Here is a 15,569-nt window from a genome sequence, read left to right on the forward strand (position 1 = left end):
AAATAGTAATTTTTAGAACAGGTACCAGCCATGGCTTCCAGCCACAGCCCCGAATATGGTTACCAGGCTTAACAGCAGTAGTACCCAATGAGCTCGATGCATGATCCTGAAAGCTTTTTCTGGGTCTTTATACGCGTATTTCCTGAAGATCTTGTGTAGAAAAAAGGGTTCCAGCACGAACAGTACTATAGTAAAAAGCAGCCACACCAGGATCATGGCGTGCAGCCACCAATAGCGCAGGTCCAGCAGCCGCTGCCAGGCGTTAAGCACATGCAGCATGTAAAAGCCTGTAATTGCTGTGATGAGGGTGGTTATTTTTGCCTGCAGGGAAAAACGCCCCTCCAGCCGTTCAAAGGTTTCGATCTGTTCCTCTTTTGAACTCATTCTTTTTACGGCTGGGATAATGACCGTGGTGACCATGGCCACCCCTCCTATCCATAACACTACCGCCAGTACATGCAGTACCCTCGCCAGGGTAAAATATTCCATAATTTCTAATAATTACATTCCGGCTCCCTGCGCGTCATTATCTATCTCCTCGTTCTGCGGAACGGACTCTTTTTTTTCAATTTCTGACTTTGTCTCCGGGTCTGCCTCACTTAATATCTCACCCAGCCGACAGGACGTAAACGAAAATATTACCAACACCAGAAGTATTATCTTAATTATCTTATTCTTTTCCATATCTCTCATTTTCCCTATAAAATAAGGAATTACCGGCTCTTAGCCTCTTCTTCTTTTCCTTCGGAAGGCACGAAGATTTTCAGAGTAGACTTTAGTCGCAATTCGGGCAGGTCCTGTTCTTCATTTATTTCAGGGTTTCTTCCAGCCACTTGAAGAATTCCCGCTGCCAAATAATGGCATTCTGCGCGGTGAGTATCCAGTGGTTCTCCATAGGGAAGTACAACAACTTGCTCTTTAATCCTTTCAGCTGCGCGGCCTGAAAAGCTTCCAGCCCCTGACCTATCGGCACCCTGAAGTCTTTCCCGCCCTGCACGATCATGATAGGCGTATCCCAGTTTTGAACGTAATTGATCGGGTTGAACTCGGTGTAAGATTCCGGAACATTTTCCTGCCAGTAAGGTCCGCCCAGGTCCTTGTTCACGAAGAACAGTTCTTCGGTAGTGCCGTACATGCTGCGGGTGTTAAAGATCCCGTCGTGGGCAATGAAACTTTTGAAGCGGCCTTCGTGATTTCCGGCAAGAAAGAACACCGAATATCCTCCATAGCTCGCACCAACGGCTCCAATCCGGTCGTTGTCCACAAATGGCTCTTTGGCTACCTCGTCAATGGCCGATAAATAATCCCGGATGTTCTGGCCGCCCCAGTCACCGCTTATCTGTTCATTCCACTCCACTCCATATCCCGGCATTCCGCGACGGTTTGGCGCCACCACTATGTACCCATTGGCTGCCATAAGCTGAAAGTTCCATCGGAAAGAGTAGAACTGCGACAAGGGTGATTGTGGGCCGCCCTGCAGGTATAGCAGGGTTGGATATTTTTTATTCGGATCAAAGTCTGGAGGATAGATCACCCAGGTGAGCATCTCCTTGCCATCGGTGGTAGGGATCATCCTCTTTTCCACCTTGCTCAGCTCAATTCCATCATAAAATTCATCATTCACGTGGGTAAGCTGGGTCATTTTTCCGTTGCGCAGATCAACGGTGAAGATCTCGGCGGCATGGTTCATATCGGTGCGGGTCACCACCATGGTCTCTCCTACCTGCCCGGCCATGCCGGTGATGTCGAACTGGCCTTCGGTGATCTGTTTTACTCCGTTTTTTCCGGAAGTGTTGATCTGGAACAATTGTTTGGTTCCCATTACCGGGGCTGTGAAATAGATCTTCTTGCCGTCACTGCTCCACAGGAAGCTGCTTACGGTACCATCCCAGTCTTTGGTCAGGTTGACCTTTTCCCCTTTTTTAAGCAGGATGATGTCGTTCTTGTCAGATTCATAACCCGGCTCATCCATTTGCAGCCAGGCCAGTACTCCGTCCTTTGAGTAAGCCGGGCTGGTATCGTAGCCTTTATTTTCTTCTGTAAGATTTTTGGTGCTGCGGGCAGAAAGGTCGTACTCGTAAATATCAGTATTGGTACTCACGGCATACTCCTTTCCTTTTAGCTTCTTGGAAACATAGAGCAGTTTGCTGCCGTCATTGTTCCAGGTGTAATCCTCCGGGCCGCCAAACGGCTGCAGGGGTGTGTCATGAGGTTCGCTCTTCATGATATCCCATTCCTCGCCCGTGGAAACGTCCTGCACGAACAAATGGCTGTACTTGCCGTCTTCCCATTTATCCCAATGCCTGTAATTCAGGTCGTCGTAAATGTAGACCTCAGACTTTTCCATTTCCGGGTAGAAATCCTGTCCCGTCACCGGGTGCACTTCCACTTCTTTTGGGATCACTTTATATTTTCCCGAGGGCGAGAGGTGTTTATCCCTGTAAATGCTGTCATAGCTGCTCACCTGCACAGGATCGCCGCCTTTCACCGGGATCACAAAGGTCTTTGAACTGCTCTTGTTCTCCTGCACGTCATAGGTACGGGTGGTAAAGATCACTTTTGTCCCATCCTCTGTAAGGCCTACTGCGGAAACCCTTTGCAGTTCCCAAAGTTTTTCAGGGGTCATGACCTGTGAAGTGGCCGTAAAACAAAGTCCCGAAAAGAGCAGGAACAGGTATATATTTTTCATAATTTCTAAAGATTGGTTGTTAACGGTCATAAAGATAAGCAGGAAGGCTGAAAAAACCGGTATTTCAGGATTTATTCTTCCTCCTCCTCTACGCTGAACCTGTACAGCAGGATCTCCTCCTCCTCATTGGGCAGGGTGATGGTACGTTCGAATTTAAGCCCCAATTTCAGCAGCAGTTTCTGGGAGGCCAGGTTGGCTTTTGAGGTGATCCCCAGGATCTGTTTTATCCCGAAATTCTCCAGGGCAGCCTGCTTCAGCCGTAGCGCCGACTCATAGGCATAGCCCATTCTTTCATGCTGCGGAAGAAAAGCGAATCCGATATCTACCCCTTCCAGGCCTTCACGGTCATGCAACCCACAGGTACCCAGTAACTCCCCGTCTGTCTTTCGCACAACGGCATAATTTCCGAAGCCCAGCCGGTACAGTTGCGGCAGCATTTTTTTACGAATGTACTGCTTAGCTTCATCTGCCGTACGCACCTCCCGGTCCCCGATAAGTTCCAGGAATTTAGGGGTATTGAGCAGCTCCAGAATGAATTCGGCATCCTCCTCTTCTACAGGCCGTATGAGGAGCCTTTCTGTTTCAAAAGTTTTGTAATTCATGCCAATCAACTTAAAACGAAGATAGCGATTTGCAATAATTTACTGGGCCTGCAAAAAGCAGGTTTCTAAGCAAGCTAAACTTTTGATCCTTACTCACCCCTTTGTATGGAATTTTCTCAATTGCTGATCTGAGATTTCTCTGAATTCGGCTCAACGTCAACTGTAGGATTTGACCCTGTTTTAACTGTTCACCTCATGAGGTATCTTTATCTTCCAAAAAAGTATGATAAAAATATTGAGCTGCCATTTGATGGGGACGTAATATATGTTCTTCACTAATTCCGAAACTGCGTAATTCTCTGTAATCTGTAGAGGTGCTGGTCGTCACAAAATATCCCTTAACCGGTTTTTTCTGCAGTAGTTTTACCAACTGATAGGAAAGTTTATTATTTGCCACTGTACTGACTATCACAGTTTTTTCCGAATAGGGTATGTGTTCAAGAAGATCTGGATCTTCCATATCACCATACATGACGTCCTTTCTCCCTACCTTACATTCACTGATGACTCCTGGATCAAAATCTACCACAAGGTAGTTGATCTTTGATTGTTCATCAAGCTTTTCAGCCAGCCTCCTCCCGAATCTTCCTAACCCAATAATGATTAGATCATAATCTATATGCCTATCATAGATATACTCTTTTTCAGCATCAATTTCACCTCTCTGAAACAGGTTGAGTGTAGGGGAAAGCATTTCATAAAGTTGATGTGAGTAGAGAATCATATATGTAGAGAGTCCAATCGTGATAAGTCCCACCAGGGTGATCAACCCAACTACTTCATTAGTTATATGACCGAGTGTGAATCCCAGGCCGGCAAAGATCAGTGAGAACTCACTAATCTGGGCGACGGTCAATCCCGCTAAAAAAGAGGTTCTTCTGTGGTATCCCATCAATCCCATAATGATCAAAACTATTAGAGGGTTCCCAATTAGTACAAAAACTGAAAATATCATGGCAGGATATATCTGGCTCCCAATTACAGAAAGGTCAAGATTAGCTCCAAGGTTTACAAAGAAAAACAACAGCAGGAAGTCTCTTAAGCTAATCAGTCTAACACTTATTACTTCTTTAAATTCTGAAGAGGCGAGGCTCACACCGGCCAAAAAGGCTCCTACTTCCCCACTAAAACCAATAAATTCTCCTACCGATGCCAGCCATATTGCCCAGGCAATGGAAAAAAGGGTTAGCAGTTCTTGAGACCGGCCTATAAAATTATTCAACTGTGGAAAAACCCACTTCATGGAGATAAAGGCAAACAGCAACAGGCCAAGTCCGGCAAGAAGTGTTTGAAAAAGTTCTTCTACAAAATTTGTTCCTTCACCATGGTGAAGGGTGGATAATATAATCATCATGACAATGACGACAATGTCCTGGACAATAAGAAAACCAATGGCTATTTGCCCATGCAGGGAATCGATCTCTTTTTTGTCTGATAGAAGCTTTACTATGATGATAGTGCTTGAAAAAGTAAGAGCAACGGCAATATAAAAACTGTGGAGATCTGGAAAACCCAGAAGTAATCCAATAATGTAACCAAACAAGGATGTAAAAATGACTTGTCCGAGCCCGGTTAAAAGGGCAACTTTCCCCATAGATCTGATTATACGCAGATCCAGTCTAAGTCCCACTATGAAAAGGAGGAGTGCGATACCTATCTCTGCCAGCAAATGGATTTGGTCCCGGGAAGAAACAATATCAAGAACTGCAGGTCCCACCAAAATACCCAGAGCAATAAACATGACGATCAAAGGTTGCTTCAATATTTGTCCCAGTACCCCTAAAAAAGCAGCAAGAGCGAGTATAATGGCAATTTCATAAAAAGGATTCTCGAAAATACTGTGAAGCCAGTTCATTTGGATAAAACTATTAATGGGATCTGCCCAAGGTATACCAGTTCATTAATCATGAATTTCCTGAACAATTTATCGTTGATAGCACGTGATCCTTGCTGGAGCACCAGAAAGGCATTCTTTGAGAACTCCATGCGTTTTTTTAAAAGAGTAAGGGCATCTTCCCCTTTGAATAACTGAATTTCGGGTTTATGAGTTTCATATTCTGATTGAAGGCCCAGGAGAAGATCCCTGGCAGGTAATTGATCTTCCCCTTCTTTAAGGATCGTAAAGAATTCCAACTCCCTGATCTGATCTTTTAATGAATCAAGTACAATTTCAAATTGAATTTTGTTAAGTGGATATTTGGGGCTTACCCCAACCATTAATTTTTTGGGGACAGAGATATGGGTTCGTGCAGGAACCGCCACGGTTAAATGATCTGACTCTTCCACGATGGAAAGTGTAGTGCTGCCAATGAACAAGCGCTTCAATGTTCCTGTACTTTTTAAACCTGCTAAAACCCAGTCAAAGAAAAATTCATTTTCAAGATCTTTAAGGATGTTTAAAATGGGTTTTTCACTAACAAAAAAGGATTCTTCACTGTACACTCTTCCCCTGGATAATTTACGCAGGTTCGAGAGGGCTTCTTCTGCTTTTTCTTTTATGATCACCTCCCTGATCTCCTGGTCGGCCATTGCAGGAGCCATAACGGGAACCTGGTGCACAAAAATAACCTTGCCCCCTATGATCTCAGAAAGTTCAAAGGCAAAGTCGGTAAGATTTTCTGAATTTTCAGAAAAATCGGTAAGCAAGAAGATCCTGTTCCTTTGGTACATTTCCTTTAGATCTTAATGAGATGTAATAATGCAATCCAGGATGATCATAATAGGGGAATGGGGAGAGATTCTGCAGGATCATCTTTTGAATAAAAGCTCTCTAAATTTACGTTTTTTTCGGCTAATTTATCAGGGAAAAAAATAGCAAAAACCTGATTTTAAAAACTTTGCTTCTGAACCTATTCCGGAGAACTTCTGAGGTTTAGGTTTCACTTAAAACCTCTTTTTTATGGTGGGTACTCTTATTATAACAAAGGGGTTTGAGAAGGCTGCTGAATATGAGAGAATAGTAATATTGGCCGAGAATGAAAACTTCCTTGCACCTGCCAAAAAGGGAACTGCAGGGTATCATATAGTAACCCTTCCAGAAATGCTTAATTTGGTTTTATTATTTTCCAAAAGAAAGTCGACATTGTATTGTTATTGTTTACCCCTTCAAGATTGTTTGAAAATGTATTGAAAGTAAGTAAATAACCATCCCTAAGAGGTAATATAGATCTTATTTTATCGTAATCATTCCCTCCGAAGGTTTTATCAAATTTCTGCTCAAATGAGGTGCATAGATTCATTATAAATGCGTCTTGATCATTTCCTAAGCCTAAATCTCCTACAACTGAAATATTGCCTTCTTGATCCACAATAATGTCATTTATAGAATATTGCTTAGTAGAACCTAAACTGTTAATAGTTTTTGTATCTATTATTTCTCCATTTAGGTTAATTTTATGAAGTAAGAGCTCATAAAAATTCGTATTAGCAGAGATTATATTGTTTGAAGAGTCTATAGTTAATGAACCTGAATTTATACCTCCAAGAAAAGTATTCCACACAATTTTTCCTTCATCGTCAGAATTTAGGATCCAATTTCCTTCTTTATTGAAACTCCCATCACTTGAACCATACTTTAGCAGAACGTTATAGTTTGAATTATTTATGATCAATTCTCTTCCAAAATCGTTTTTCGTACCACCATAAGTTTTTCGAAAAACTAGTTCACCCTCAGAGGTTACTTGGAATAACAATGCATCGTAACCGCCCTTATATTCCGAACCTTCGAATTTAGATTTCGTATAACCGGTTATAGTAAGTTTTCCATTTTCATTTTCGACAACAGATCTTTTGCCACTAAGTCCATCGGCAGAGTTGCCACCGTAATTTTTTTTCCATTCTAAATCTCCAAGTGGATTTAATTTTAAAATCCATATGTCATAATCACCGTAATTTTGATCGAAATCTCCATCATTTGATCTAGAATATCCTGCAACTATAAAACCATTATCATTTGTTTGGATAATTGATTGTGCTCGATCTATATCTGAACCACTAAAAGTTTTCTCCCAAACAATACTGAAATTTTGATCAAATTTATGAATGATAAAATCTTCAGCATGATGGAGACCTATGTAGCCCCCATCGTTAGTTTTAATTATTTCGACTAATTCAAGAGAATTGATTGTTTTCAACACCTCATGCGAAAAATTCATCCCTTCTTCGCAAATATTTGGATTTTCTTCCTCCGTAGTGTCATTTTTTGAACAACAAAAAAAGGTTAATGATAAAACTGAAATGAAGAAGGTCTTTTTTAGCATAAGTAGTTAATTTTAATATCGGGCAAATTCATACAACGTCCTAAACCCCAGCTCATTCTATCATCAGCTCCTTCTCAGGGATAGAAGATTATTTTTTTATTCTTCTGCTAATTTACAAAGATGCTACTGCTGCCGCATCTCTTTTCTAAAAAAGCTTTCAACAACAAACGGTTGATAAACAGGATGCTTTCTTCAGCAAAAGCCGCATTTCAAAAAAATGAGTATTTTGAGCCTTCAAAACCCAAAACCATGAAAATTAAGCACACTTACCTGCTTGCTTTCCTCACCGCCTTCGCGGCACAGGCCCAGTCCAACGGGGAGCAGCTGGAGGAAAAAGCAAGAAGAATCCACGAGAACGTGATCACCATTGATACGCACAACGACATCAATGTGGACAATTTTACCGCAGAGACCAACTACACCCAAAACCTGGACACGCAGGTGAACCTGCCCAAGATGGAAGAGGGTGGCGTTGACGTTTCCTGGCTCATTGTCTATACCGGGCAGGACGAGCTCACACCCGCAGGTTACAAAAAGGCCCATGAAACAGCCATGTCAAAATTCCAGGCCATTCACAGGCTTACCGAAGAAATAGCCCCTGATGAAATAGGCCTGGCCACTACCTCACAGGAGGTGCGGGACCTGGTGGCACAGGGCAAAAAAGTGGCTATGATAGGCATCGAGAACGGGTATCCCGTTGGGACCGATATTGGTAACGTCAAGAAGTTCTACGACCTGGGCGCCCGCTACATGTCCCTGTCCCACAATGGCCACAGTCAGCTTTGCGATTCCAATACGGGAGAAGAGAACGACGAATGGCTGCACGGCGGACTTAGTTCGCTGGGTAAAGAAGTGGTAAAAGAAATGAACCGCCTGGGAATGATGATCGATGTTTCGCATCCGTCTAAAGAGGCTATGCGGCAAATGATCGAACTGTCACAGGCGCCGCTTATCGCCAGCCACTCCTCTGCCCGCGCCCTTTGCAACCACAGTCGTAATCTTGACGACGAGCAGCTGCAGTGGATCAAGGAGAACGGCGGTGTGGTACAGACCGTGGCCTTCACCTCTTACGTGAACACCGAAAAACACAACGCCTTCAATGCCGCTGCCAACGAGGTCTATGCCGACGTGGGGAAAAAAATAGGCTTCAAGCTCCTGGAAAGAGACGAAGTACGGGCCATGAAGCCCGAAGAACGGCAAGCCTACTACAAGGAATACAGAAAAGTGCGGAAACTGGCCCTACCCAAGGTTCAGAAATTAAAGGAAAAAGTTCCACCGGTAGATGTGAAAGATTTTGTGGATCACATTGATTACATGGTTGAGAAGATAGGGATAGACCACGTGGGGATCAGCTCAGATTTTGACGGGGGCGGCGGAATTGAAGGCTGGAGCGATGCTTCAGAAACCTTCAACATCACCCTGGAGCTGGTAAAAAGAGGCTATACAGAAAAGGAGATCTCCAAACTTTGGGGCGAGAACCTGCTGCGGGTGCTTGACGAGGTACAGGCCGTCGCCGAGAGGCTGTAAACTACCCAAAAAAAGAAAGCCGTGGCTGTTCTCCAGTCACGGCTTTTTATTTTCTCTTCTACAGCGATCAGTTTCCCGTGTTCATTCTGAAACCGTCAGAAGTAAGTCCGATAATGCCCGCGGCCCCCACAATGGGAACTCCCACATTCACCAGGGTTGAGGTTTTCTTGTCCTTGAGATGGACCTCTTTGATATCATTTTCGGGAAGGATTATCTTGATATTATGGCCGTTGGGCACCTGCTGGTAATGCGCCAGTTGTTTCACTGCGTCAGAATTCCTTCCGGTGATCCCAACCAGTTGATTGTTTTCCCGCAGCAATCTTTTGAACTCGTACTCCACATGGTCTGTGGTCACCACCTTCACCCGTGTATCTGAATCCACGGCCTCATTGACACTCGCATTTCCGGAGTGGTACACATTACACCCTGTTAACAGAAAGAATGCTGCTAACGCTCCTACTAACTTTTTCATCGCACACATTTTTTAAATTACATTGATCAACAACTGGGGATAAGGCGGATCACTCCGTCGGGTCGAAGCAGGCTTAGGTGAGACAGGGGTTTGCCATTCCGTACCTTAAATTTACGGCTAATTAAATTTCAACCTTCTGATTATTAGGAATTTATTTACGTGTTTTTTTTAAAAAAAAGATCAGGGTTTGTGTTTTCGCTTTTTTTTGTCCCACCACACAAAAAGGATGAACAGCATAAGGCTCACTACCGAGGTCCAGATAAGGCCGGTTTTGAGCCGTTCATAGTCCCCGCCAAGGTAGGCGATGAAGATGATGAGCGGGGAAATCCCTATCATGGTGGCCCCAATGAATTTCCAGTAGCCCATTTTAAGCACACCACCTACAAAGCTGATGGCATCATTGGAAAGAAAAGGGCTAAGCCGTATCACGATGACCGTCCAGAACCCATAGTCCTCAATAAAGGAAGAGATCTTCTTTTCAGATTTAGGCCCAATAAGCTTCTCCACGATCACCGGGCCAAAATACCGCCCAATGAAATACCCGAAACTGGAAGCCAGGAAGATGGCGGTGAACAGAATAAGGCTGCCCCACACCGGCCCGTACGCGATTATGGCCACTACCATGAGAATGGGCGTGGGAATTACGATAAGGAACATCTGCACAATCATGGTGAGGATGATCACAAGCGGACCAAACCAGCCGAACTGTGCCACCCACTGTTGGGTCCGTTGCTTGTCGCCGCTGGTAAGCACGCTCCAGCCTTTGTCCAGGAATTCCTGTACCTGCGGAATAAAAAAGTAACTCAGGATCACCGCGGCAATAATGCCTATCGAAATATATAAAGGGGCTTTGCTTTTCTTTACTGATGTGGTCTCTATGGTTTCTGGCATAAAGGCTTAATCGATTTTAACTTTGTGAATGGTTCCCGGCTTTCCTTCATTTGAAATATAAAGGTTTCCGGCAGGATCAAAGGCCAGGCCTTCCGGCTGTGGAAAATCGTCTTTGTCAAGCCGGTAAAGGGCTTTGGTTTTACCGGAAGGGTCAAGCACCAGCAGCTGCGGGTTTTCCCCTTCCAGTACAAAGATCTCGCCCGCAGAATTCATGGCAACTTCAGAAGGTTTGAAGATATTTTGCACATCGTCTCTGTCGGCTCTTCCAAAAGGCCTTCCCTCAAACCGCATTTTATAAGCGGGAGCCTTCAGCAGCTTTTTCTGTGCCAGGTCAAAGGCGTAGATGCCTTTATAATCCTTCGCCTGCGGATCTTTTTCCTTCACCACCAACAGGAGCCGGTTCTTGTTCTTGTCAAAGAACAGCCCTTCCACGTCATTGTTGCGGCTAAGCCGGGTGGAATGTTCGGTCACTTTGGGTTCTTCAGAGGAAAAATTGGTGATTTCATAGATGCTACCGTTGCTCTTCACCACGTACAGGACATTTTTGGCGACAGCGATGCCTTCGTAATCGCCGTTTCCCGCAAAATGTATCTCCCTTACGATCTCTTCCGAAGAAAGGTCATAGATATACACCATCCCTTTTTCATCCTGCACGCAGGCTACTCTTTGGGCATCCAAAAAAACGATACCGGAAACCTCTTCCAGAACATCTGGCAATTCCCAGGTCTTTTCGATCTTTACCCCATCGGTGAACAATCTCGCCTGCCCCCTGCTCTTTCTCTCAAGGGCAAAGACCATGAGGCTGATAATGGCTACCAGGCCCACGGTAATCAATGTCACTGTCTTGTTTATCCCCATGAGCTTCAAGTTACTAAAAAAGCCATTTAAGAGAGTGACTTTAAAAGATTCTTACCACAAATTAGTAAAGGTTTAGCAACTCCTCGCGGACCTTTTTTTCATGAATTCTTAAAGTTTATTAAACTTGGAGACGTTTTTGTGTAAGGCTTCGTTACTTTGACAGACACTTAAACAATTATGTTTGAAAAAATAAAGCTACAACTGCTTAAGCTTAAGAATATCCCCAGATCTACGCTTAAAAAATGGGCTATTGGTTTGCCAGCCGCGGGAATCCTCCTTTCAGTGCTCTTTTACCTTAGCATTTACTGGGGGATGTGGGGCAAGATACCTTCTGAACAGGAACTAAAGGACCTTAAACAGAATGAGGCCACAGAGATCTTTTCTTCGGAAGGAAAACTTATAGGAAAATATTACATTTTTGACCGGCAGCCCGTGCTTTACGAGGAGCTGCCACAGCATCTCATAGACGCGCTCGTGGCTACCGAAGATGTGCGGTTTTACGAACACTCGGGTATTGACAGCCGAAGCCTGATGCGGGTCTTCTTTAAGACCCTGCTCATGGGCGATGAGTCATCGGGCGGGGGAAGCACCATTACTCTGCAGCTGGCCAAAAATCTCTTCGGAAGAAAGGATTACGGACACCTCAGCATCGTGGTGAACAAATTGCGTGAATCGGTCATTGCCGGAAGGCTGGAAGATATCTATTCCAAAGATGAGATAATCGGCCTGTATTTCAATACTGTTCCTTTTAGCGACAATACCTGGGGAATTGAAAGTGCGGCCAGAAAATTCTATAATACCACCGCTTCTGAACTTACGCTGACCCAGGGAGCTACCCTCGTGGGTACCCTCAAGGCCTCCCATTATTACAACCCGAGGCTTTTTCCCGAAAGAAGTCTTGCCCGTAGAAATGTGGTGCTGTCACAAATGAAGAAGTACGACTATCTTTCCGAGGAAAAATACGCGCAGTATAAACAGCAGCCCCTGGCTCTTGAATACCAGTATTTCAACAGCAATGAAGGAGTGGCGCCTTATTTCAGGTCACAGCTTAAAAAAGATGTAGCAGCCATACTTGATACACTGGAGAACGAAAACGGCGAAAAGTATAATATTTACCGTGACGGATTGCAGATCTACACCACGCTTGACTATGACATGCAGCTGCTGGCCGAAGAAGCCATGACCGAGCACATGTCTGCCCTTCAGAAGAACTTTGAAAAGGCGTACGGAAAGTGGGCTCCCTGGAAAAAGGAAAGACTGATCACCGCTTCCCTCGAACAAACTGAGCAGTACAAGTCGCTGAGCAAGGCCGGCTGGAAACAGGAAAAGATCATGGATTCCCTTCACAGAAAGGTTGAAATGCAACTTTTTGACTGGGGAAAGAAAAAGATGGTCAACGCCAGCATTGCCGACAGCATACAGCATTACATGAAGTTCCTCAACATGGGAATGATCAATCTGGAGCCTTCAACCGGGGCCGTCAAATCTTGGGTTGGAGGGATCAATCACAAGTATTTTAAATATGACCACGTAGCCCAGAGCAAACGGCAGGTAGGTTCCACTTTTAAACCGGTGGTCTACACTGCGGCGGTGGAAGCCGGCATAGATCCATGTACCTATTATTCGGTAAGGGAAGTCACCTACGAAGGCGGCTGGACCCCTACCAACTCCGGCGAGGAGGAAGATCCGTTCGTCAATTATCCCATGGCTGTGGCTCTGGCCAATTCCATTAACACCATCGCGGTAAAAGTGTTGTTTGATGTAGGGCTTAATAATGTGCTGGACCAGGCAAAGAAAATGGGCTTTCCGCCTAACCTTCCTCCCTACCCGTCCATCGCCCTGGGTACGGCCGAATTGAGCGCGGCTGATCTTGCAGGCTCTTACGCCAGTTTCGCCAACGGCGGTAAACCAACGCAACCTTATTACATTACAGAGATAAAGGACAAATACGGTAACACTCTGGTTAAGTTTGAGCCTAAAGTGGCAAAAGACCACGCATTTTCGAACACCACAAGGCAGGTGATGATAGAGATGATGAAGGCCACGGTGAACGAGGGTACTGCCCAAAGGCTGCGCTACAAATACGGCCTCAACAATGATATAGCCGGAAAGACCGGAACCACACAGGACAACCGTGACGGTTGGTTCGTGGGGATTACGCCCAACCTGGTATCGGTGACCTGGGCAGGCGCCGATGATCCCCGGATAAAATTCCCTTCCACTGCCCTGGGGCAGGGAGCGAATTCGGCCTTACCGGCCTTCGCGCTCATGATGCAAAAAATGAATAAGGATCCGCAGTTCAAAGAGATCACCCAGGCGCGTTTTGAAGCCCCTTCAGCCAACGTTCAAATGATGCTGGATTGTGAGCCTATGGAAAGGGATAACTTCCTGGAACGCCTCTTCTCCAAAAACGTGGCCCCAGGACAAAACGATAAGCAGGAAAAAGAGAAAAAAGGCCTCTTCTCCAAGATCAAAGGTCTCTTTAAAAAGAAGAACTAAAAAAGAAGGTCCGGAAATTGTTTCCGGACCTTTTAATTTTTAGCTGCTCAGTTCTAAAACTCAGCCTGGTTGATGCGCAGCCTCAGCTTGCGCATGTAATCTTCCTTAAGCCAGTCACGATAGTTCTTTGTACTGTTGCTAATGCAGTAGGAATAACGTCTTATCCTGTACGCGATGTCTTCAGCCAGTTCTTTGGCCAAAAGGCGGGCGTCAAAGACATCCTCGCTGTTCTCCACACACATCTTGGTGTGCTGATCAAGGGAACGCTCCAAAACGGTCTTGGATTTAAGGCCTTTTGAGATGATGTCGTCATATTCGGCTTCCACATCAAAGGAAACATCATCAGACTTCGCGAACCTCTTCCGTAGCTCTGCAGGCATTTCGTACTTGAAGTTCTGCTCGATCTCCTCATCGCTCACCAGGTTCTCCAGGAAGTAATCGGGTGACCTGAAGATCTGTTTCCAATCAACCGGCGCGCTCCATAGGCCAAAGCGTGCGGCGTTATTACCCAGGTCTATCACGGTGAACTCATTCTTGCCGGGTAGCACACGGGAGCCACGCCCTATCATCTGGTAATACAACGTGAGGGACTTTGTTGCCCTGTTAAGTATAATGGATTCCACAGTAGGCTCGTCAAATCCGGTGGTAAGAATACTCACCGAAGTAAGAATGGCATCAGGTTTCTTCTTGAACCACTTCAGGATATCTTTCCTGTCCTGTTTGCTAGTGGTATTGTCCAGGTGCCTCACATCAAAGCCGGCATTCCTAAAGGTCTCATACACTTCCTTGGAAGTGTTGATACCGTTGTTGAAAATAAGCGTCTTTTTCCCAAGGGACTTCTCCATATAGGCATCCAGCAGCTTTTCCTGCATGGAAAAATTGGAGTAAAGTTCTTCCGAAGACTTTACCGTATAATCCCCGTTGATCCCGACTTTCAAAGTAGACAGTCCCACATCATAACTGTAGGTGTTGGCCTTTGCCAAAAAACCTTTTTCGATAAGGGAACTAATGGAATCTCCCACGATCAATTCGCGGTAATTGTCCTTCATAGGAAGTTTGATGTTAGAGCTCAGCGGCGTCGCTGTTACCCCAAGGATGAAAGACTTTTCAAAGAACTTGAAGAGCTTTCTAAAGGAGTTGTAATGCGCTTCATCAATAATGACCATTCCCAGGTTGTCCAGCTCCACTTTTTCATCATTAAGCCGATTGTTCAGGGTTTCCACCATGGCCACAAAGCACATATACTCATCCTGGTCTGGCAGCTCCTTTATCTTGCTGTTGATGATCTTGTTGCGGACACCAAAACCGGTAAGCATCCTGGAGGTTTGCTTGCACAGTTCTATCCTGTGGGTAAGGATAAGCACCTTTTTATTGGTTCGCTGAATGTACTCGCGTACGATCTGCGAAAAGATCACCGTCTTGCCTCCTCCCGTAGGCAGCTGGTACAAAAGATTGTACCGCTCTGGGTGGGCTTCAAGTATTTTGAAAATTTTGTCTATGTCCTGCTGCTGATAGTCGTAAAGTTCCTTATCAACCGTTTTTTCTTCAATTCCGAAAGTGTCCTGCGTCATTCTGTTTTTTTCAATTCCAATTTTGCAAAAATAGCTGATTTTAAGGGTTCAGTCAAATATTTCAGGATAAAAACCTACGCCCTAATAATCTGAAGTTTAACTTCACTATTCCTCTGCAAAATGTGTATCTTTAATATCAACCTTTCTCAACCAAGTAACCGGCCCCAAATCGTTTCCTATTCAGAGTTTGTCTATTTTGAC

General features: G+C 44.8%; 13 protein-coding genes. 2 read left to right on the top strand and 11 right to left on the bottom strand.

Annotated features, from left to right (window positions below):
* Positions 1-12 precede the first annotated feature (12 nt).
* The 7 genes from BLS64_RS07285 to BLS64_RS07315 form a co-directional block, all read right to left on the bottom strand.
* Positions 13-489, bottom strand: coding sequence for a hypothetical protein (locus BLS64_RS07285; RefSeq protein ID WP_093112832.1), 477 nt, complete (start codon positions 487-489; stop codon positions 13-15).
* A gap of 12 nt (positions 490-501) precedes the next feature.
* The gene (locus BLS64_RS07290; protein WP_093112833.1) at positions 502-684 is read right to left on the bottom strand and encodes a hypothetical protein; all 183 of its coding nucleotides are present in this window, start codon (positions 682-684) and stop codon (positions 502-504) included.
* A gap of 124 nt (positions 685-808) precedes the next feature.
* The gene (locus BLS64_RS07295; protein ID WP_093112971.1) at positions 809-2,689 is read right to left on the bottom strand and encodes a S9 family peptidase; all 1,881 of its coding nucleotides are present in this window, start codon (positions 2,687-2,689) and stop codon (positions 809-811) included.
* 71 nt (positions 2,690-2,760) lie between these two features.
* Positions 2,761-3,291, bottom strand: a complete 531-nt coding sequence (locus BLS64_RS07300; protein ID WP_093112834.1) for a GNAT family N-acetyltransferase — start codon at positions 3,289-3,291, stop codon at positions 2,761-2,763.
* Positions 3,292-3,484: 193 nt separating this feature from the next.
* A complete protein-coding gene (locus BLS64_RS07305; protein ID WP_093112835.1) occupies positions 3,485-5,146 on the bottom strand; it encodes a cation:proton antiporter in 1,662 nt (553 codons plus the stop codon).
* Positions 5,143-5,961, bottom strand: coding sequence for a universal stress protein (locus tag BLS64_RS07310; RefSeq protein WP_093112836.1), 819 nt, complete (start codon positions 5,959-5,961; stop codon positions 5,143-5,145). The genes BLS64_RS07305 and BLS64_RS07310 overlap by 4 nt, the downstream gene beginning before the upstream one ends.
* A gap of 374 nt (positions 5,962-6,335) precedes the next feature.
* Positions 6,336-7,550, bottom strand: coding sequence for a hypothetical protein (locus BLS64_RS07315; protein WP_093112837.1), 1,215 nt, complete (start codon positions 7,548-7,550; stop codon positions 6,336-6,338).
* 249 nt (positions 7,551-7,799) lie between these two features.
* Here BLS64_RS07315 and BLS64_RS07320 point away from each other — a divergent pair, with 249 nt between their 5' ends.
* Entirely contained in the window at positions 7,800-9,077 is a 1,278-nt protein-coding gene (locus tag BLS64_RS07320; RefSeq protein ID WP_093112972.1) for a dipeptidase, read from the top strand.
* Between the two features lie 67 nt (positions 9,078-9,144).
* On the opposite strand, the gene BLS64_RS07325 is transcribed toward BLS64_RS07320, so the two are convergent.
* From BLS64_RS07325 to BLS64_RS07335, 3 genes are all read right to left on the bottom strand, one after another.
* Entirely contained in the window at positions 9,145-9,549 is a 405-nt protein-coding gene (locus tag BLS64_RS07325) for a hypothetical protein (protein ID WP_093112838.1), read from the bottom strand.
* 180 nt (positions 9,550-9,729) lie between these two features.
* Positions 9,730-10,440 carry a TVP38/TMEM64 family protein gene (locus BLS64_RS07330; protein ID WP_093112839.1) on the bottom strand — a complete coding sequence of 237 codons (711 nt, stop codon included), beginning with the start codon at positions 10,438-10,440 and terminating at the stop codon, positions 9,730-9,732.
* 6 nt (positions 10,441-10,446) lie between these two features.
* Entirely contained in the window at positions 10,447-11,298 is an 852-nt protein-coding gene (locus BLS64_RS07335) for an SdiA-regulated domain-containing protein (RefSeq protein ID WP_093112840.1), read from the bottom strand.
* A 177-nt stretch (positions 11,299-11,475) separates the two neighbouring features.
* On the opposite strand from BLS64_RS07335, the gene BLS64_RS07340 reads away from it, so the two are divergent.
* The gene (locus BLS64_RS07340) at positions 11,476-13,797 is read left to right on the top strand and encodes a transglycosylase domain-containing protein (RefSeq protein WP_093112841.1); all 2,322 of its coding nucleotides are present in this window, start codon (positions 11,476-11,478) and stop codon (positions 13,795-13,797) included.
* A 53-nt stretch (positions 13,798-13,850) separates the two neighbouring features.
* Here the strand turns inward: BLS64_RS07340 and BLS64_RS07345 are convergent, their stop codons facing one another.
* Complete coding sequence (locus BLS64_RS07345) at positions 13,851-15,368, bottom strand: DEAD/DEAH box helicase (RefSeq protein ID WP_093112842.1); 1,518 nt, start codon at positions 15,366-15,368, stop codon at positions 13,851-13,853.
* Positions 15,369-15,569 lie beyond the last annotated feature (201 nt).

The organism is Salinimicrobium catena (genome assembly GCF_900102915.1).
GTDB classification, from domain to species: Bacteria; Bacteroidota; Bacteroidia; order Flavobacteriales; family Flavobacteriaceae; genus Salinimicrobium; species Salinimicrobium catena.